Here is a 16,135-nt window from a genome sequence, read left to right as displayed (position 1 = left end):
CGCCGGGCTCAGTTTTCGATCGCCCGCCGGCCGGCGTCGTAGCTGCGCAGCGCCGCTCCGACGGCCGCGGCCGCGGTCACTTCGAAGATCGCGTCTTCGCTGTAGCCTGCTGCCTTGAGCTCGTCGATGCCGGAGATCTGGTAAGAGGCGTCGCGGACGTCGGCCGCGTAGGACCGAAGTGGTTCCGGCAGCTCGTCGCCGTCCAGGGCGGCCTTGCGGATCGCCCGGTCCGTCTCGCCCGGTGTCTCCAGGACGGCGTGACGCAGGTTCCGCGCGGGGTCGCCGAGGTCGGTGTAGTGGCCGTCGGCGATCAGGAAGCCGGGGAAGCGGTAGCCGAACCGGTGCAGGGACCGGGTGCCGGTTTCGAGCTGGCCGTCGCGCAGGACGAAGCCGAACGCGTTGGCGAGCCGGTTGACGATGTTCCACACGAGGTTCACCCGCAGCGCCTCGAGGACGGCCTGCCGGGGCAACGCGGCCACCGGGGCGGGGTCGACGTGGCCGGGGTTCAGGCTGACGTTTTCGAGGAAGGCGCGGACGGCCTCGAGTTCGGGACGTGCGGAGCGGGGGTCGTCCGGGTCGATCTCGCCGCTACTCGCGATCCGTACCAGTTCGGCGTGGGTGACCGCGCAGAACGGGCACTCGTGCACCTTCGCCGTGGACATCGCGAGGTACTCGCGCTCGGCGGCGGTCCAGGAGGACGGGCCACGCATCGCTTCGGCGGTCAGGTGCAGCAGCGGGCGGGCGAAGAGCCCCGGCCGGTACAGCAGCAGCTTGACGATGTCAGGACTGTCCACTCCGGACGACTTCGACGTCACGGCGAGGAACAGCTTGGCGCGGCGGCGGTGGCCGCAGTCGAGAATGGACAGTCTCATGGGGACTCCAGAGCGTGCGACCGGCCGGCGAGGTACCGGCGGTCGGCGGGGTTGGTGGCGAGGTCGTGGGCGCGCCGGTACGCGGCCGCGGCTTCGGTGCCGCGGCCGAGGCGGCGCAGGAGATCGGCGCGGGCGGCGTGGAACAGGTGGTAGCGGTCGAGGCCCTCGATCCGGTCGATGAGGGCGAGCCCGTCGGCCGGGGTGGTGGCCATGGCGACGGCGACGGCGTGGTTCAGCGCGACCACCGGGGAGGGCGCCAGTTCCAGGAGCCGTTCGTAGAGCCCGGCGATTCCGGCCCAGTCCGTCGGGGCCTGGGTGTGCAGGACGGCGATGGCGGCCTGCAGCTGGTACGGCCCGGGTGCGCCGAGGCGCAGCGCCCGGTCGAGCAGCCCGACCGCTTCGGCGATCTCGGTGCGGTCCCACCGCGACCGGTCCTGGTCTTCGAGCAGGACGACCTCGCCGTCGGGGGTGTAACGCGCGGCGGCGCGGGAGTCCTGCAGGAGGAGCAGGGCGGTCAGGCCGAGCGCCTCCGGTTCGTCGGGCATGAGCGTGGCCACCAGCTTGGCGAGCCGGATCGCCTCCTGCTGCAGCTCGCGGAACTCCGGCCGGCCGGGGCCGGCGGTGTAGCCCTGGGTGAAGATCAGGTAGATCACCGAGAGGACACCGGAGAGCCGCTCCGGCAGCAGGTGGTCGGCCGGGACCGCGAAGCTGATCCCGGTGTCGCGGATCTTGCGCTTGGCCCGGACCAGCCGCTGGGCCAGCGTCGGTTCACCGACCAGGAACGTGCGGGCGATCTGCCCGGCCGTCAGCCCGGCCACCGCCTGCAGGGTCAAGGCGACGCGGGCTTCTTCGGCCAGCGCCGGGTGACAGCAGGTGAAGATCAGGCTGAGCCGCTCGTCGCCCACATCGGCCAGGCTCTCCGCGCGGAGGTCCATGGTGGTCACCTCCGGGGCGTCGAGCTGGGCGAGCTTCTCCCGGCCGCGCCGGGCGCGGCGGAGCCGGTCGATGGCGTTGTTGCGGGCGGCGGTCAGCAGCCAGGCGACCGGATCGTCCGGAACCGCGTCGTCCCAGGTGCGCATGGCCAGCGCGCACGCGTCCTGCAGCGCGTCTTCGGCGAGTTCGAAGTCGCCGAGGACGCGGACCAGCGCGGCGAGCATCCGGGTCCGGTGTTCGCGGTAGGTCGCCTGCAGGACGGGCGCCGCGGTCATGCGCCGGTCGCGGTCCGGTGGCCCGGGACGCCGGCGAGCGGCCGGACCTCGATGGTGCCGTCCGCGGCCATCGGGCACAGTGCGGCCAGTTCCAGGGCTTCGTCGAGGTCGCGGCAGTCGAGGACGTACGCGCCGCCGAGGTGCTCGTGGGTTTCGGGGAACGGCCCGTCGGTGATCAGCGTCTTGCCCTCGCGCACGGCCACGGTGGTCGCGGTGTGCTCGCCCTGCAGCGGGTGCGCGGCGACGAGGGCGCCCCGTCGGCGGCATTCGTCGGCGAAGGCGTTCACCCTGGCCAGTGCGTCGGGGAAGCGCGGATCGTCGGGTTCGGGGCGGTCGCAGTTGTAGATCAGCAGCATGTACTGCACGTGTCCTCCAGCTCGGGCGGTGGTGCTTGCGTCGAAGAGGATGACGAACAGCACGACCGTAACTCGACAGGATCCGCGGGCGGGGCGGTGACCTCGGCTTCAGCGTCACCGTGGTGACCGACGCGATCACCGATCCCCGCGCCGAACCGCCACCACCGACGAGGTGCTCACCCTGCTGCCGGCGGGGTAGCCGGATCAGCCCGTCTTGTCGAGGCTGGTGCGCAGGGACACGGGCTTGAGCAGGATCGCGGCGAGCACTCCGAGCAGGGCGACACCGGCGGAGATGGCGAAGATGTGCCCGGTCGCGTCGCCGTAGGCCGTCGGCGCCGGGACGCCCCGTGCGGTGCCGCCGGCGACCTGGCGGGCCAGGACGGCGCCGAGGACGGCGACGCCGATCGTGCCGCCGAGGGACCGGAAGAACGACACCGTGGCACTGGCCGCGCCGACCTCCCGCAGCGGGACGGCGTTCTGCACGACCAGGACGAAGTTCTGCAACGTCATCCCGACGCCAGCGCCGATGAGCGCCATCGCCACCGCGATGAACACCAGCGGTGTCCGTTCGCCGAGGAACCCCAGGAGCGCGAACCCGGTCGTGAGGCTGATCGAGCCGGTGACGAGGTGGGGCTTGATGCGGCCGGAGCGGCTGACCATCCGGCCGGCCGTGATGGAGGCGACGAGGATGCCGGCCATCATCGGGATGGTGAGCAGCCCGGCCTCCGTGGGCGTCCGGCCTCGGCTCACCTGGAAGTACTGGCTGAGGAACACCGCGGCGCCGTACATCGCGGTCCCGGCGGCCAGGCTGCCGAGGATCGCCAGCGCGGTGGTGCGCTGCCGGATGATGCGCGGCGGGACGACGGGCTCGGCGGCGCGCGTCTCGACCCGGGCGGCGAGCCCGAGCAGGACCACGGTGCCGCCGACCAGCACGACGGTCTGCCACGAGGCCCAGGCGAACGAGTCGCCGGCGAAGGACACCCAGATCAGCAGCAGGCTGACCCCACCGGTGATCAGGGTGGCTCCGAGGTAGTCGATGCGGACGTTCTCCCGGCGCACGACCGGAAGCCGGAGCGTCAGCTGCAGCAGGACGAGCGCGACGGCGGCGACGGGCACGCCGATGAAGAAGCACCACCGCCAGCCGAGCCAGGAGGTGTCGACGATGAAGCCGCCCAGCAGCGGCCCGCCGATGGTGGACAGCGCGGTGACGCTGCTCTGGTAGCCGGCGTAGCGGCCGCGTTCCCGGGGCGGGATCATCGCGGCGATGGCGATCTGCACCAGCGACTGCAGGCCGCCGACGCCGGCGCCCTGCAGCGCGCGGGCGCCGATGAGCTGCCCGGCGTTCTGGGCGAGCCCCGCGGCGACCGAGCCGGCGATGAACACCACCGCGGCGGTCTGGATCAGGGTCTTCTTGCTGAAGAGGTCGGCGAGCTTGCCCCAGATCGGGGTGGTGGCCGTGGCCGCGAGCAGGGTGGCGGTGACGACCCAGGTGTACTGGGTCGGCGAGCCGTGGAGCTCGTGCAGCATCCGCGGCAGGGCCGTGGCCACCACGGTGCTGCTCAAGGTGGAGACGAACAACGCGAGCAGCAGGCCGCTCAGGGCCTGGAGAACCTGACGGCGTGGCGGAGCGGCGATGGTGGTCACGGGTGCTCCGCGGGAGTCAGGTGCAGGATCGTGCCCTCGGCGGTGAGGTAGAGGGACTGACCGGGCCCCGCGGCGAGACCGGCGAACGGCCGGGGCACACCGGGGAGGCCGTGCGCGCGCAACGAGGGCAGGTCCCTGGGCGCGGGTGGGCCGGCCGGGAGGTCCGTCGTCCCCGTCTCTCCGGTGGCCAGGTCCACTGCGACGAGCCGGCCCGGGCCCGTTTCGGCGATGTACAGCCGGCCGTCGCGCACGGCGATCCCTTGCGGCGCCTCGAGATCCGCGGCCACGGGCAGCGGCGCGCCGTCGTCCAGGCGGTACACCGTGCCGTGGGCCTCGTCGCTGACGTACCAGACGCCTTCGTCGTCCACGGCCACGTCGACCGGGCGGCCGAGGCCGGTGGCGAGCTCGGTGACCTCGTCGTCGGTGTCGATGGCCAGCACCCGGCCGGCGCCGGCCTCGGCGACCACCAGCGTGCCGTCGGCGCCGACGGCGATGCCGAGGGGCTGGTCCAGGCCTTCGGCCCGGGTGCGGACCGTCCGCGTGGCCCGGTCGTAGGTCCGGACCTGGCCGTACTGCGAGGTCAGGTGGAGCAGGTCGCCGTCCGCGGCGATGCCGTGCGTGAACGTGAGCAGTTCGGTCGTGGTGACATCGCCTTCGGGGTGCCGTGGCTCGGCGACGCGGTAGTGGTCGGCGGTGAACACGGTGCCGCCGAAGTCCACTGTGACGCCGTAGGGTCCGGCGAACCCGCGGGGCGCGATCTCGCGGGTCCGGCCGTCGGGGTGCAGTTCGGTGATGCCGCCGGCGGCGAAGCTGGAGACGAACATGCGGTTCTCGGTGTCGAAGGCCGCGTTGTCCAGACCGGAAAGGCCGCTGGTGAGCAGGGTTCGGTCGCCGGTGCCGAACAGGTCGACGCGGGTGACGATGCCGGCCGCGCCGCGGGAGAGCACCTGCAGCACGCCCCCGAGGTCGAACCGGACGGCGACCGGCTCGTGGACGTCGGCGGCGACGAGCTCCGGCGTGCCGCCGTCGGGCGGGATCCGGAAGACCTCGCCGGTGAGCATGTGCGGGTAGTAGAGGGCGCCGTCCGGGCCGAGCTGCATGGCGTTGCCCATCGCCAGCCCGCCGGTGAGCACTTTCGGCTCACCCTGGCCCAGTTCGAGCAGCCGGCCGCCGGGGACCATCTCGTTGACGAACAGGCAGTCGCCGATGCAGGCGATCCCGTTCGGCAGCCGGACCTGATCGGTGACCAGGGTGAACGTGGCGTCGGGATGCCGTCGCCACACGCGGCCGGGCACGAGGTCGGTGATGTACATCGACCCGTCGGCGCCGAAGGCGAGGTCGTCCGGCGCCTGCACCGGTCCGTCCGCGGGCACGACCACCTCGACATCGCCGGTGGCCAGGTCGACGGCGCTGATCTCGCCGGCCAGGAACTGGGCGACGTAGAGCCGGCCGTCCGGGCCGAAGGCGACGCCGTTCGAGCCGCGCAGGGGCGTCGGCCGGGTCAGCCGGCGCGCGCGGAGGCTGTTCACGCGCCGGCCAGGACGTCGTCCAGGCCGCCGTCGGAGCGCCAGCGCCGCAGCAGGTCGTGGAAGACGACCGGACCGGGGCTGAAGGAGTTGGTGTGCGCGCGGGGCTTGCCTTCGTTGTTGTAGTACCCCGGCGTGCACTCGGCCAGGAACCGGTAGTTGTCGCGGGAATGGGCGCGGATGGTGGCGACCCACGACTCTTCGGCCGCAGCGGTGGGCTCGACGCGGCGGGCGCCGCGCTTGCGGGCCTCGGCGACGACCGCGCCGATGTGCGTGGCCTGTTCCTGGAGGATGTGCACGAAGTTGACGGCGGTGGCGTTCTGCAGCGACCCCAGGTGGAAGAGGTTGGGGAAGCCGTGGCTGTAGAAGCCGTGCAGTGTCTTCGGTCCCCGGGCCCAGGACTGCAGCAGGGGGACGCCGTCGCGGCCGTACACCGGCAGTGTGCCGGAGAGGATGCCGGAGATGCCGACCTCGAAGCCGGTCGCGAAGATGACGCAGTCCACTTCGTACTCGCGGTCGCCGACGACGACACCGGTCTCGGTCATCCGGGTGATGCCGCCGTGGTCGGCGGTGTCGACCAGGGTGACGTTGGGGCGGTTGAACGTCTGCAGGTAGAAGTCGCTGAACGTCGGCCGCTTGCACATGTAGCGGTACCAGGGCTTGAGCAGCTCGGCCGTGGCCGGGTCGGTCACGATCTCGTCGACCCGGGCCCGGATTTCGTTCATCTTGCGGAAGTCGGCGATCTCGTCGAGGTATTCGCGGTCTTCGTCCGACAGCGAGGTGTCGAGGGTGCCGCTGAGCATCTGGCGTTGCAGGCGGGCGCTGCTGGTCCAGCCGTCGCCGACGAGGTCGTGTTCGGCGTGGCCGCCGGTGACGATGGTGAGAAAGTTGTCCATCCGTTCCCGCTGCCAGCCGGGCTTGAGGGAGGCGGCCCAGTCCGGGTCGGTGGGGCGGTTGCCGCGAACATCCACAGAGGACGGCGTCCGCTGGAAGACGTAGAGGTGCTGCGCGTCCCGGCCGAGGTGGGGGATGACCTGGATCCCGGTCGCGCCGGTGCCGACCACGGCCACCTTCTTGTCGGCGAGCCGGTCCAGGCCGCCCTCGGGACTCCCTCCGGTGTAGCCGTAGTCCCAGCGGCTGGTGTGGAAGGTGTGCCCGCGGAAGGACTCGATGCCCGGGATGCCGGGCAGCTTCGGCTGGGTCAGCGTGCCGGAGGACACGACGACATAGCGGGCGCGGAAGGCGTCGCCGCGGTCGGTGCGCACCTCCCACTCGGCGGTGTCGTCGTCCCAGCGCAGCTCGGTGGCGCGGGTGTGGAAGAGGGTGTCGCGGTAGAGGTCGAAGTGCTTCGCGATGGCGATCGCGTGCTGCCGGATCTCCTCGCCGGGCGCGTACCGCCATTTCGGGACGTAGCCGACTTCCTCGAGCAGCGGGAGGTAGGAGTAGGACTCGATGTCGCAGTGGATGCCGGGGTAGCGGTTCCAGTACCAGGTGCCGCCGAAGTCGCCGGCCTCGTCGAGCATCCGGATGTCCGTCACGCCGGCCTGGCGCAGCCGGGCCCCGGTGACCAGCCCGCCGAAGCCGCCGCCGATCACGAGGGCTTCGACGCGGTCGTGCACGGCGTCCCGGTCGACGCGTTCGGTGTAGGGATCGGCGGCGTAGTACCCGAATTCGCCGGCCGCCCGCCGGTACTGGGCCGCGCCGTCCGGACGGAGGCGGCGGTCCCGCTCCGCCCGGTACTTCGCGCGGAGGACGTCGGGGTCGAAGCCGAGCTCCTCGGCGGTGAGGCGCGGGCGGTCCGGGGCGACCGGTCGGGAGGACATGTGTTCCCTTCCGCCTGCCGGGGCAGGACGTGAGTTCGGGGCGAGCCGGACTGAGCGCGGAGTTAAATCACGTGCTTGAACCAGGTTAGCGTGAAGATCGGTCGCGGGGCTACCCCCGGGGGCCGGCTTCGACGTATGGTTCCGTGAAAGCGCTTTCATCGACGGCCGGCTCGTGAGCGGCACTGTCGAACCCACGGACCGGCTCGCGGCCGCGGCTTCCGTGGTTACCGGGCCGGTGGTGCCGATCGCCGCGCTGGTGCTGGCTGACCGGCTCCAGTCACCGGTCGCCGTCGCGGCGGCCGTGCTCCACCGCGTGGTTCCGGGCCCTGGTCGGCTGGCTCGCCTTCGCGTGGCCGCGCCGGGGCCGGCCACTCTGACCGGCCTCCCCGTACGCCGACGAGACGATCCGGCGCCTCGGCTCAGCTCCCGGCCGGCGGCTCCTGCGCCGGCTGACCGGGCCAGCGCGCGGAACGCCGGCCGGGCCGGGCGAGTGCGGCGTCGTCCCAGTCACGCTTGCCCAGGTTACGAGCCCGCCGGACGGGCTCCGACGGGAGCGGCCGCGGCGGGAAGCCCGTCCGGGTGGCGTGCTGGCACGGCGTGCACGCCGGGACCAGTGTCGTCGCCGGGCTTCCCGGGAGCCGGACGGCCTTCCCGTACTCCGCTGTCCCGGTGCAGATCTGGTGCTGGTGGCCGGCCGGGGCGCACAAGCACTGGCACTCCGTCATGACCGGTCGTAGGTGTAGAAGCCGCGGCCGGTCTTGCGGCCCAGCAGGCCGGCGTCGACCATGCGGGCGAGCAGCGGCGGGGGCGCGTACAGCGGCTCCTTGAACTCTTCGTACAGCGATTCGGCGACGGCCTTGGTGGTGTCGAGGCCGATCAGGTCGGCGAGCGCGAGCGGTCCCTGCGGGTGCGCCGCGCCGCGGACCAGGCCCTCGTCGATGGCTTCGCGGGTCGCGAAGCCGGACTCGAACATCCGGATCGCCGCGAGGATGAACGGGATCAGCAGCGCGTTGACCACGAACCCGGCGCGGTCCTGGCAGAGGATCGCCTGCTTGCCCAGCGCGTCCTGGGCGAGGGTTCGCGCCCGGTCGACGGTGGCTTCGGCGGTCAGCAGGCTGGGCACCAGCTCGACCAGCGGGAGCACCGGGACGGGGTTGAAGAAGTGCACGCCGACGACCTGGGCGGGACGCTCGGTCGCCGTGCCGAGCTTCATGATCGGAATGGACGAGGTGTTCGACGCGAGGACCGCGTCCGGGGCGGCCACGATCTTGTCGAGCTGCCGGAACAGTTCGGTCTTCACCGCTTCGTCCTCGACGATGGCTTCCACGACGAAGGTGCGGTCGGCCAGGTCGTCCAGCGTCTCGGTGACCCGGATCCGGCGCAGGACCTCGGCGGCGTCGGGGATCTTGCCCTTCTTCTCCGCGCGGGCCAGCGAGGTCTCGAGCCGGCGCCGCCCGGCGTCCGCGCCGGCCGGATCCGCCTCGACGACCACGACGTCGAGCCCGGCCCGGGCGCACACCTCGGCGATCCCGGCCCCCATCTGCCCGCATCCGACCACGCCTACGCGTTCCATCGCCGCCACCTCTCTGGGACTCGGTACCATGTCGACGGTACTCAGTACCGACGGGTAGTTGAAGGTGACGGCCGCCACGCGGCGGGAGGAGCGGGTATGTCGGCGAGACCGGCCAAGGAGCGCCTGGTCGAAGCGGCGTTCGCTCTGTTCGCCGAGCGCGGCTACGAGCAGACCACGGTCGACGACATCACCGACCGGGCCGGCGTCGGCCGCACGACCTTCTTCCGCACTTTCCCCACGAAAGAAGACGTGATCTTCCCGGACCACGAGGTCCTGCTCGGGGCCATCGAGTCCCGCCTGGCGGGCTCGACCGACCGGACGGCGCTGATCGCGGTGACCGAGGCGGCCCGGCTGGTCCTGCGGCACTACCTCGCCGAGGGCGAGCGGGCGATGACCCGCTACCGCCTGACGCGCACCGTCCCGGCGCTGCGCGACCGCGAGATCGCGGGAGTCCAGCAGTACCAGCGGCTCTTCCGCCGGTTCCTGCATCGCTGGATGGGCGGCGGCCCGGACACGGCGTTGCGCGCCGAGCTGATGGCGGGCGCGGTGGTGAACGCCCACAACCACGTGCTGCGCAGGTGGCTGCGCGGCCAGGCGAGCGACCCGGAGCGCGAGTTCGACGCGGCGATGACGGAGACTGTCGGCCTGTTCAGCCGCCCCCGCGAAGGCGCCGAATCGTCCATTGTGGTCTTCCGGACGAGCAAGGACCTCGACACGGTGCTCCCCGAGCTGAACCGGCTCCTCGGTGAACCCGGGTGACGGCGCCGCCGGTGCGTGCTGCCGTGGCCTGGTGGTCCGTAGCGTTCGGGCAGGTCACGCCCTGGCCGGGCTCACCGCCGGAGGGTCGCGACGTCGACTTTCCGTGGCCGTGGCAGCCAGACCGGCTGGTCGGCTCCTCGCGGTGAGAGCACGTTCAGGTAGTGGTGCGGAGTCCGCGACAGCGTGACGTTCTCGGTGACGCCCTGGTAGATCCCGAGCGGGGTGAGGGACGTGAACAGCTGCGGGTCGAGCAGCTCGTGTTCGCCGCCGCTGCCGACGGCCCGGTGGACGTAGTCCCAGTCGAAGAACCCGAGGGTCACCGCCCACATGGCGGCCCGCGTCAGCGACACGTGCACGCGGTAGCTGCCGCCTTCGGTGGCGCGGCGGGCGAGGGCGGCCATGGCGCCGGTCGCGCCGAGCCAGGCGACGAGGTAGTCGTTGATGATCGAGGTCGGCGGCAGCTTCGGTTCCTCGAGGCTGCCTTCCGCGACGACCATGCCGGTCACCGTCCCGGCGACCTGGTCGAAGCCGACGCGCCGCGCCCAGGGGCCCGTCTCGCCGTGGCAGCTGGCGGTGACGTGGATGAGGCCGGGCCGCACGGCGAAGGCCTGTCCGGCGTCGACGCCGAGTTCGGTGAGCAGGCCGGGGCGGCGGTTGGCGAAGAAGACGTCCGCGTCCCGCAACAGGGCCCGGAGGGTCTCCTGGCCGTCGGGCCCGCGGACGTTGAGCCGGGTGGAGCGCATGCCCACGTTCGCGGTGGCGATGAGCGGGTCCTGTTCGAACTCCGCGACGCGCCAGACGTTGAGCACGTCCGCGCCCAGCGAGGCCAGGGAGCGGCCGATGCCGGCCCCGGCGATGACGTGGCCCATGCCCAGCGCGCGGATGCCGGACAGCGGGTGGGTGCCCCAGTCCGGCAGCGGTTCGGGCGGGGTGTCGGCGACCTTCTCGATTTCGATCAGCGGCCGGGACGCGAGGTGCTCGAACACCGGCTCGTCGACGAACTCCTCGACGCTGCGGACCTTGGCGAACACGATCCCGTGCTGTTCGCCGAGTGCTTCGAGCTCGTCAGCGGTGTGCCGGGCGATGGCGCGGCCGAGGGCTTCGGGGTTGTCGGCGCAGTCGAGGACGGCGAGCATCTTCGACTTGAGGCCGGGGTAGATGTTGGGCGGGATGACGCGGCGGCCGTCGCGGGTGGGGTAGAAGCCGAAGTAGGCGAAGACGCTGCGGTCGGGCATGTCGGCCGGATAGCCGTTGAGGGTCTCCCACTTCATTTCCGAGGCCGGGGCGAGCCGGCGGATGGCCTGGCCGAGGTCGACGGTGATGTCCTGGCCGAGGCCGGTGCGCATGCGCCACAGCTTCGCGGCGATCACCGACTGCTGGGCCAGCGCGACCGCGGCCGCGCCGCCGATCCGAATGCTGCTGGGCATCAGCGGGTCGCGCTTGAGGAAGGTGATGGTGCCGCCGCTGTCTTCGGGAGTGAGGCCGAGCGGGGCGAGGACGGCGCGGAGCTCTGCGTGCGGGTCGAACTCGTCGTCGGTGGCGCGGTCGTGCACGGCCTTGAGCATGGCTTCGCGCAACGCTCGCGGGTCGGTGGTTTCCACTGTGGACTCTCCGGTCAGGGCAGCAGGGCGGTCGGGACGTCGACGTGGCGGGCGCGCAGGAACTCGCCGAGGGACTTCCCGATCTGGTCGAGCGCGAGGTTCGCCGAGCCGCTGGGCGGGAAGTAGCCGCGCAGTACGAAGGAGATGCCGTGCAGGTTCGGCTGTTCGTAGCGCTCGATGGCCACGGCGTCCGGGCAGCCAAGCAGCTCGCGGAGCCGGTCGGCGGTCAGGTACGTCGCCAGCCACGGCCACGCGGCCGCGTCGCGGGCCCAGACACCGAGGTTGGCGTTGGCGCCCTTGTCGCCGGCGCGCGCGTAGACGGTCTGTCCGAACGGGACTGTCACCGTAGGACCGAACGACGCCGGATCCGTGGTGCTCGAAGCGGTTTCGGGCTGGCCGGTGAAGGGGGCGGTGTCCGGCGGGGGAGCGATGTCGGCCACCCGGCCGTCCGGCAGGTGCGCCCGGTGGCGGAGGTCGGCCTGGCGCACCAGGCCTGGCCAGTAGTCGATGCGCGGCTGCCCGGCCATCGAGTACATCTGGGTCATGTCGATGTAGAAGCCGGGGATGCTGCCGAGGCCGTAGGAGCAGAACTGGTTCAGGAACCCGGACACCGTGCTCGCGTCGGGTGCGGCGACGGCGACCTGCACCGCGACGGTGGCCTGCCACTGGTCCCGCGGATCGGGGACCGGCTGCCCGCAGACGAAGAAGTGCAGCTCTTCGACGGGGTGGTCCTGCCGCGCCCGCTCGGCCTGGGCCTTGAGGACGTCGATCTTGGCGTCGACGTCGAGGCCGGTCGGGAACAGCCACGTGGCACCGCGGTAGCCGCGCTGGAAGTTGACGCCGGCCTTGGTCGTCTCCGGCGCCGCGCTGCCCCGGGCGCCGGTGACGCGGACCCGGTCCGGGCCCTCCTGGGCGAGGGTGATCGAGTCGGTGTGCCAGGTGACGTCGGGGTTGAGGTAGCGCGGGCCCTGGATCTCGTACATCAGCTGCGCGGTGACGGTGTCGACGGTGACCGCTCCGCCGTCTTCCGGCCGCTTGGTGATCACGAAGCTCCCGTCTTCGGCGACTTCGGCGATCGGGAACCCGGGCAGGGTGTTGTCGGCGAGGCCGGTGAACCCGGCGAAGTTCCCGCCGGTGGCCTGCGGCCCGCACTCGATGATGTGGGCGGCGGCGGTCGCGCCGGCGATCCGGTCGAGGTCGCCGCGGTCCCAGCCGTGCCACCACGCGGCCGGCCCGGTGACCAGGGACGCGTCGGCGACGCGGCCGGTGATCACGATGTCGGCGCCCGCGTCGAGGGCGGTCTTGATGCCCCAGCCGCCGAGGTAGGCGTTGACCGCCAGCAGGTCGTCGATCTCCAGGGGCGCGCCCGTCTCGAGGTGGTTGAGCTGCCCGTCGGCGATCAGGTCCTTGGCGGTGTCGGTGAGGTCGTCGCCGGTCACGTAGGCGACCTTGAGGTCCAGCCCCTGGGCGGCGACCTCGGTGCGGATCGCCTCGGCCAGGCCCGCGGGGTGGTAGATCCCGGCGTTGGTGACGACCTTGATCCGCTTCCCGGCGATCGCGGAAAGCTGCGGGCGGAGCTGACGCAGGAAGTACTCGGAGAAGAACCCGCGCCGGGCCTCGCGGTTCCGGTGGAAGCCGGCGACCACCATCGACATGGTGATCTCGGCCATCGAGTCGCCGATCACCACGTCCGGGTCGCCTTGGACGGCCTCTTCGAACGCGGAGAACCGGTCACCCATCGCGCCGGAGAAGTTCGCTATCCGGACCGGACGTGCCATCCCGGCCACCTCATTTCGTCGACACCTGTCGTCGAAATCGACGCTACGGCTATTGTGGACACGTGTCAACGAACGAAGGGCTGCGGGCACCGGCGCGCACCGGCAGCCCCGATCCCCGGGCCGCCCGGGTCCGCGACCGGCTGCGCCGCGCGGCCTTCGAGCTGATCGAGCAGCGGCGCGTGGAGAAGATCTCCGTCAGCGACATCACGCAGCGCGCCGGAGTGAGTCGTCAGGTCTTCTACCAGCACTTCCGCGACCGCGACGACGCTGTTGCTTCGGCAGTGGCGGCGTCACTGCAGGCCGCGGCCGCGGAGACGGACGGCGAGCACCCGGTGGCCCTGATCCACCGCCTCTGCGACTACACGGCCGAGCACGCCGGGCTGTACCGCAACCTCTATCCCAGTGCGGCTTCCCAGCAGACGGCCGACGCCTACCGGGACCTGATCCGCCCGGCGTGCGAGCGCTTGGCGGCCGGGCTTTCGGAGCGGTCCGCCGGCGTTCTCGCGGACTTCCTGATCGGCGGCATCATCGAGGTGTCCCGGCACCAGGACGAGAACGCGGACGCCGGCACCGCGGCCCGGGCGAACGCCCTCCGCGCGAGGATCGACGCCTGCCTCGACGCGGTGGGCATCCAGGTGAGCTGAAGGCCGATGCCGCCCGGACCGGGCGGCATCGACCCCTCCAGCTCTTCGCCGGTGCGGGTCAGGCGGGGCTGAAGTAGGCCACTTCCGACACCCGCACCGAATCCACGGGGAAGTAGCAGAAAGCGTCCGGCTGGCCGATCACGTTGCCGTAGGCACAGGCGGCCGAGAGGCTGACCCGCGAGTCCACGGACACCGCGTGCCAGGCCCGCCTGCCCACCATGTCGTTGTATCCCCACGAGAAGAACTCGGCGTAGTTGGTGTACGGCGAGCTCTCCGCGATCGCCGCCGGGTTGGCGGAGCCGATCGCGAGGTCGTACGGATCACCCGGGTGGTCCCCGAACGTCGTGTCGAGGTACGGCGAGGGCAGGTTGCTCTGCGCGAGGGTCGGGTAGAAGCAGCCCCGGTCCCAGTCGCTCGAGTCGCCGCTGCGGTCGCCGCCCGTGCAGGCCGGGTTGTCGATCAGGAGCTCGTCCTCGATCCCGGGGTAGGGCACGTAGATCGCGTTCTGGTCGGACGGGTCGCACGTCGCGGTCGCGCCGAACTGGTCGACGTCGCAGTTCTTCAGCTCCGACGCCTTGAACGCGAGCGTGCTGACGGGCTTGGTCACGTTCGGCGCCACGGTCGTGGTCTGGGCGCCCCACGTGCTCCGCCACCCGGCCGCGCCGTAGGTGAACGCGTTCGTGTAGTAGGTGTAGGGATAGCACACGGTCTGCCAGTAGCCGCCGTCGTTCTCGCTGCCGCCGTTGTTCGGGACCCACACGAGGTAGCAGTCGTAGAACGTGACGTAACCCGTCGGGTAGGCGTCGACGAGGACCGCGAAGCTCTGGCTGCCACTGGTCTGCGGCCGCGGCGAGTAGGTGAAGTCGTTGGGGCAGCCCTCGTTGTTCGAGGGCGCCCGGCAGTCGGTGAACGCGTTGCTGTCCGTCAGCGCGTTCGCGGCCGACGCCGCCGGTGCCGTCGTTCCGGCCGCGACCTGTCCCTGGCGGCGCGCCAGGCCGCTGTCGGTCACGGGGTCGCCCGAGACCTTGCCCCAGTGGGCCGTTTCGCAGCCCAGCGCCCCGTCGGACGGGCGCCACGCGCAGCGTTGGCCCGAGTTCGTCAGGACGGGCGTGCTCGGCGTGGTGCCGCTCTTCGCCGGATCACCGGATTCCAGCCGGATCGGCGGTGCGGTGGCACCGGACTTCCGGGCGGCGTCGATCTTCGCGCGCCGGCTCCGCAGCTCGGTCACCTTGCGGTCGTCGGTGTCCGGTACCACCGCGGCGATCGACCGGTCGTTCGCCAGGTCCGCGAGCCGGCTGTGCGTGGCCGCGACGTCGAGGCGGTAGAACCGGATGTCGGCGGTGGCGAGCTCGCGCAGCTTCGCCTGTTCGGCCGCCGGTGCGGCGTTCGCCTGCTGCAGGTTGCGCAGCCGCGCCTTGCCGACCGCGCGCTCGAGCTTCTGCGCCCCCGTGCCCTCGATGCGCTCGAAGTCGTTGAACCACAACGTGTACACCTCGCCCGCGACGGAAACCTTCGCCTCGCCGCTGATGAGGTCCAGCCCGCGCTTGGCGACGAAGTCCGCCGCGCCGCCGGCGGTCAGGCCCTCGGCGAGCACGACCGACGCGCTCCCCGTCGCCGCCGGCGTCCGGGCCGCCTGGTCCGTCACCGCCTGGCGTGCCTGCCGTACGCTCGCGTCGACTTCCTGCGGACTCGTGCGGCGCAGGAGCCCTTCGAGCGCGCTGCGGGACAGCTCATGCGGGCCCGGACGGACCGGCGGGTCCTGCGCGGACGCGGGAAACGCCCCGGTCAGCAACGAAACGACCATGACGGCGGAGCAAGCGAGCGCCGTCCTCCGGCGCCCTCTGACGACTCGCATTCCGGTCTCCTCTCCACGAGCCGTCCCAAGGTGGCGGAGCCGGGACGGCGGCGTCTTCGTGAAGTCCCGCAAAACCGGTGCGTCCATCAGGGGGTGGGATTCGTCATTCCGCGCAACCGGCCCCACCGCCGGGCCACCAGGTGACCACGCCCAGCCAGCGGATCGCGGGCTGGACGGTGCCGACGTAGATCTCCATGCCGAGCGAGTGCACGACGTCGACTTCGGGCACGGTGAAACCGTAGCGCGCCCAGTCCGTGCCTTCCGGCAGCTCCACGTCGCATCGCCAGTTGTTTGACGTTCGGGCCCAAGCGCCCCAGTGAGGTTTTCTCAGTAGCGTCGATGTCTGGTGTGGTGATGCGGGTTGCCTCGCGCGGCTACCTGTACCCGGCGAGCTCCTGTGGCCGGCGGTAGCCGTGAATCCCGCGGGGCTGCGGGGCTGGGGTGTCTTGAACGAGTCGTTCGAGACACCCCAGGTCCTGAACGACTCGTTCAAGAC

Annotated in this window: 14 protein-coding genes; 2 read left to right on the top strand and 12 right to left on the bottom strand. The window is 71.8% G+C overall.

All coding sequences use genetic code 11. The features are described 5' to 3' along the window. Positions 1-8: 8 nt before the first annotated feature. The 8 genes from AB0G28_RS35435 to AB0G28_RS35400 all read right to left on the bottom strand — a co-directional run bounded on the left by AB0G28_RS35435 (position 9) and on the right by AB0G28_RS35400 (position 9,011). The gene (locus AB0G28_RS35435; RefSeq protein WP_361099500.1) at positions 9-872 is read right to left on the bottom strand and encodes a hypothetical protein; all 864 of its coding nucleotides are present in this window, start codon (positions 870-872) and stop codon (positions 9-11) included. After that, the gene (locus AB0G28_RS35430; RefSeq protein WP_361099497.1) at positions 869-2,080 is read right to left on the bottom strand and encodes a DUF6596 domain-containing protein; all 1,212 of its coding nucleotides are present in this window, start codon (positions 2,078-2,080) and stop codon (positions 869-871) included. The genes AB0G28_RS35435 and AB0G28_RS35430 overlap by 4 nt, the downstream gene beginning before the upstream one ends. Further along, complete coding sequence (locus AB0G28_RS35425; RefSeq protein WP_361099668.1) at positions 2,077-2,445, bottom strand: YciI family protein; 369 nt, start codon at positions 2,443-2,445, stop codon at positions 2,077-2,079. Before AB0G28_RS35425 ends, AB0G28_RS35430 begins: the two co-directional genes overlap by 4 nt. A gap of 195 nt (positions 2,446-2,640) precedes the next feature. Then, complete coding sequence (locus AB0G28_RS35420) at positions 2,641-4,080, bottom strand: MDR family MFS transporter (protein WP_361099494.1); 1,440 nt, start codon at positions 4,078-4,080, stop codon at positions 2,641-2,643. Then, on the bottom strand, positions 4,077-5,609 hold the full coding sequence (locus tag AB0G28_RS35415; RefSeq protein ID WP_361099490.1) for a hypothetical protein: 1,533 nt from the start codon (positions 5,607-5,609) through the stop codon (positions 4,077-4,079). The genes AB0G28_RS35420 and AB0G28_RS35415 overlap by 4 nt, the downstream gene beginning before the upstream one ends. Next, a complete protein-coding gene (locus AB0G28_RS35410; protein WP_361099487.1) occupies positions 5,606-7,429 on the bottom strand; it encodes an NAD(P)/FAD-dependent oxidoreductase in 1,824 nt (607 codons plus the stop codon). The genes AB0G28_RS35415 and AB0G28_RS35410 overlap by 4 nt, the downstream gene beginning before the upstream one ends. Positions 7,430-7,848: 419 nt before the next feature. Then, positions 7,849-8,154 carry a hypothetical protein gene (locus AB0G28_RS35405; protein WP_361099484.1) on the bottom strand — a complete coding sequence of 102 codons (306 nt, stop codon included), beginning with the start codon at positions 8,152-8,154 and terminating at the stop codon, positions 7,849-7,851. Continuing rightward, entirely contained in the window at positions 8,151-9,011 is an 861-nt protein-coding gene (locus AB0G28_RS35400; protein ID WP_361099481.1) for a 3-hydroxybutyryl-CoA dehydrogenase, read from the bottom strand. The genes AB0G28_RS35405 and AB0G28_RS35400 overlap by 4 nt, the downstream gene beginning before the upstream one ends. 87 nt (positions 9,012-9,098) lie before the next feature. Between AB0G28_RS35400 and AB0G28_RS35395 the strand changes: the two genes are divergently transcribed. Then, positions 9,099-9,761: a TetR/AcrR family transcriptional regulator gene (locus AB0G28_RS35395; protein WP_361099478.1), complete on the top strand. Its 663-nt coding sequence runs from the start codon at positions 9,099-9,101 to the stop codon at positions 9,759-9,761. Positions 9,762-9,832: 71 nt separating this feature from the next. On the opposite strand, the gene AB0G28_RS35390 is transcribed toward AB0G28_RS35395, so the two are convergent. Both AB0G28_RS35390 and AB0G28_RS35385 read right to left on the bottom strand, forming a co-directional pair. Next, complete coding sequence (locus tag AB0G28_RS35390; RefSeq protein ID WP_361099475.1) at positions 9,833-11,362, bottom strand: CoA transferase; 1,530 nt, start codon at positions 11,360-11,362, stop codon at positions 9,833-9,835. 14 nt (positions 11,363-11,376) lie between these two features. Continuing rightward, entirely contained in the window at positions 11,377-13,140 is a 1,764-nt protein-coding gene (locus AB0G28_RS35385) for an acyclic terpene utilization AtuA family protein (RefSeq protein WP_361099472.1), read from the bottom strand. Positions 13,141-13,202: 62 nt separating this feature from the next. On the opposite strand from AB0G28_RS35385, the gene AB0G28_RS35380 reads away from it, so the two are divergent. Then, positions 13,203-13,784: a TetR/AcrR family transcriptional regulator gene (locus tag AB0G28_RS35380; protein ID WP_361099469.1), complete on the top strand. Its 582-nt coding sequence runs from the start codon at positions 13,203-13,205 to the stop codon at positions 13,782-13,784. Positions 13,785-13,842: 58 nt separating this feature from the next. Here AB0G28_RS35380 and AB0G28_RS35375 read toward each other — a convergent pair whose 3' ends face one another. Both AB0G28_RS35375 and AB0G28_RS35370 read right to left on the bottom strand, forming a co-directional pair. Next, the gene (locus tag AB0G28_RS35375; RefSeq protein WP_361099466.1) at positions 13,843-15,639 is read right to left on the bottom strand and encodes a hypothetical protein; all 1,797 of its coding nucleotides are present in this window, start codon (positions 15,637-15,639) and stop codon (positions 13,843-13,845) included. Positions 15,640-15,742: 103 nt separating this feature from the next. Further along, positions 15,743-15,913: a hypothetical protein gene (locus AB0G28_RS35370; protein WP_361099463.1), complete on the bottom strand. Its 171-nt coding sequence runs from the start codon at positions 15,911-15,913 to the stop codon at positions 15,743-15,745. Positions 15,914-16,135: the final 222 nt, after the last annotated feature.

This window comes from Amycolatopsis sp. NPDC021455 (genome assembly GCF_040640995.1).
GTDB lineage: Bacteria > Actinomycetota > Actinomycetes > Mycobacteriales > Pseudonocardiaceae > Amycolatopsis.
This window is presented reverse-complemented; position numbering and strand designations above follow the sequence as displayed.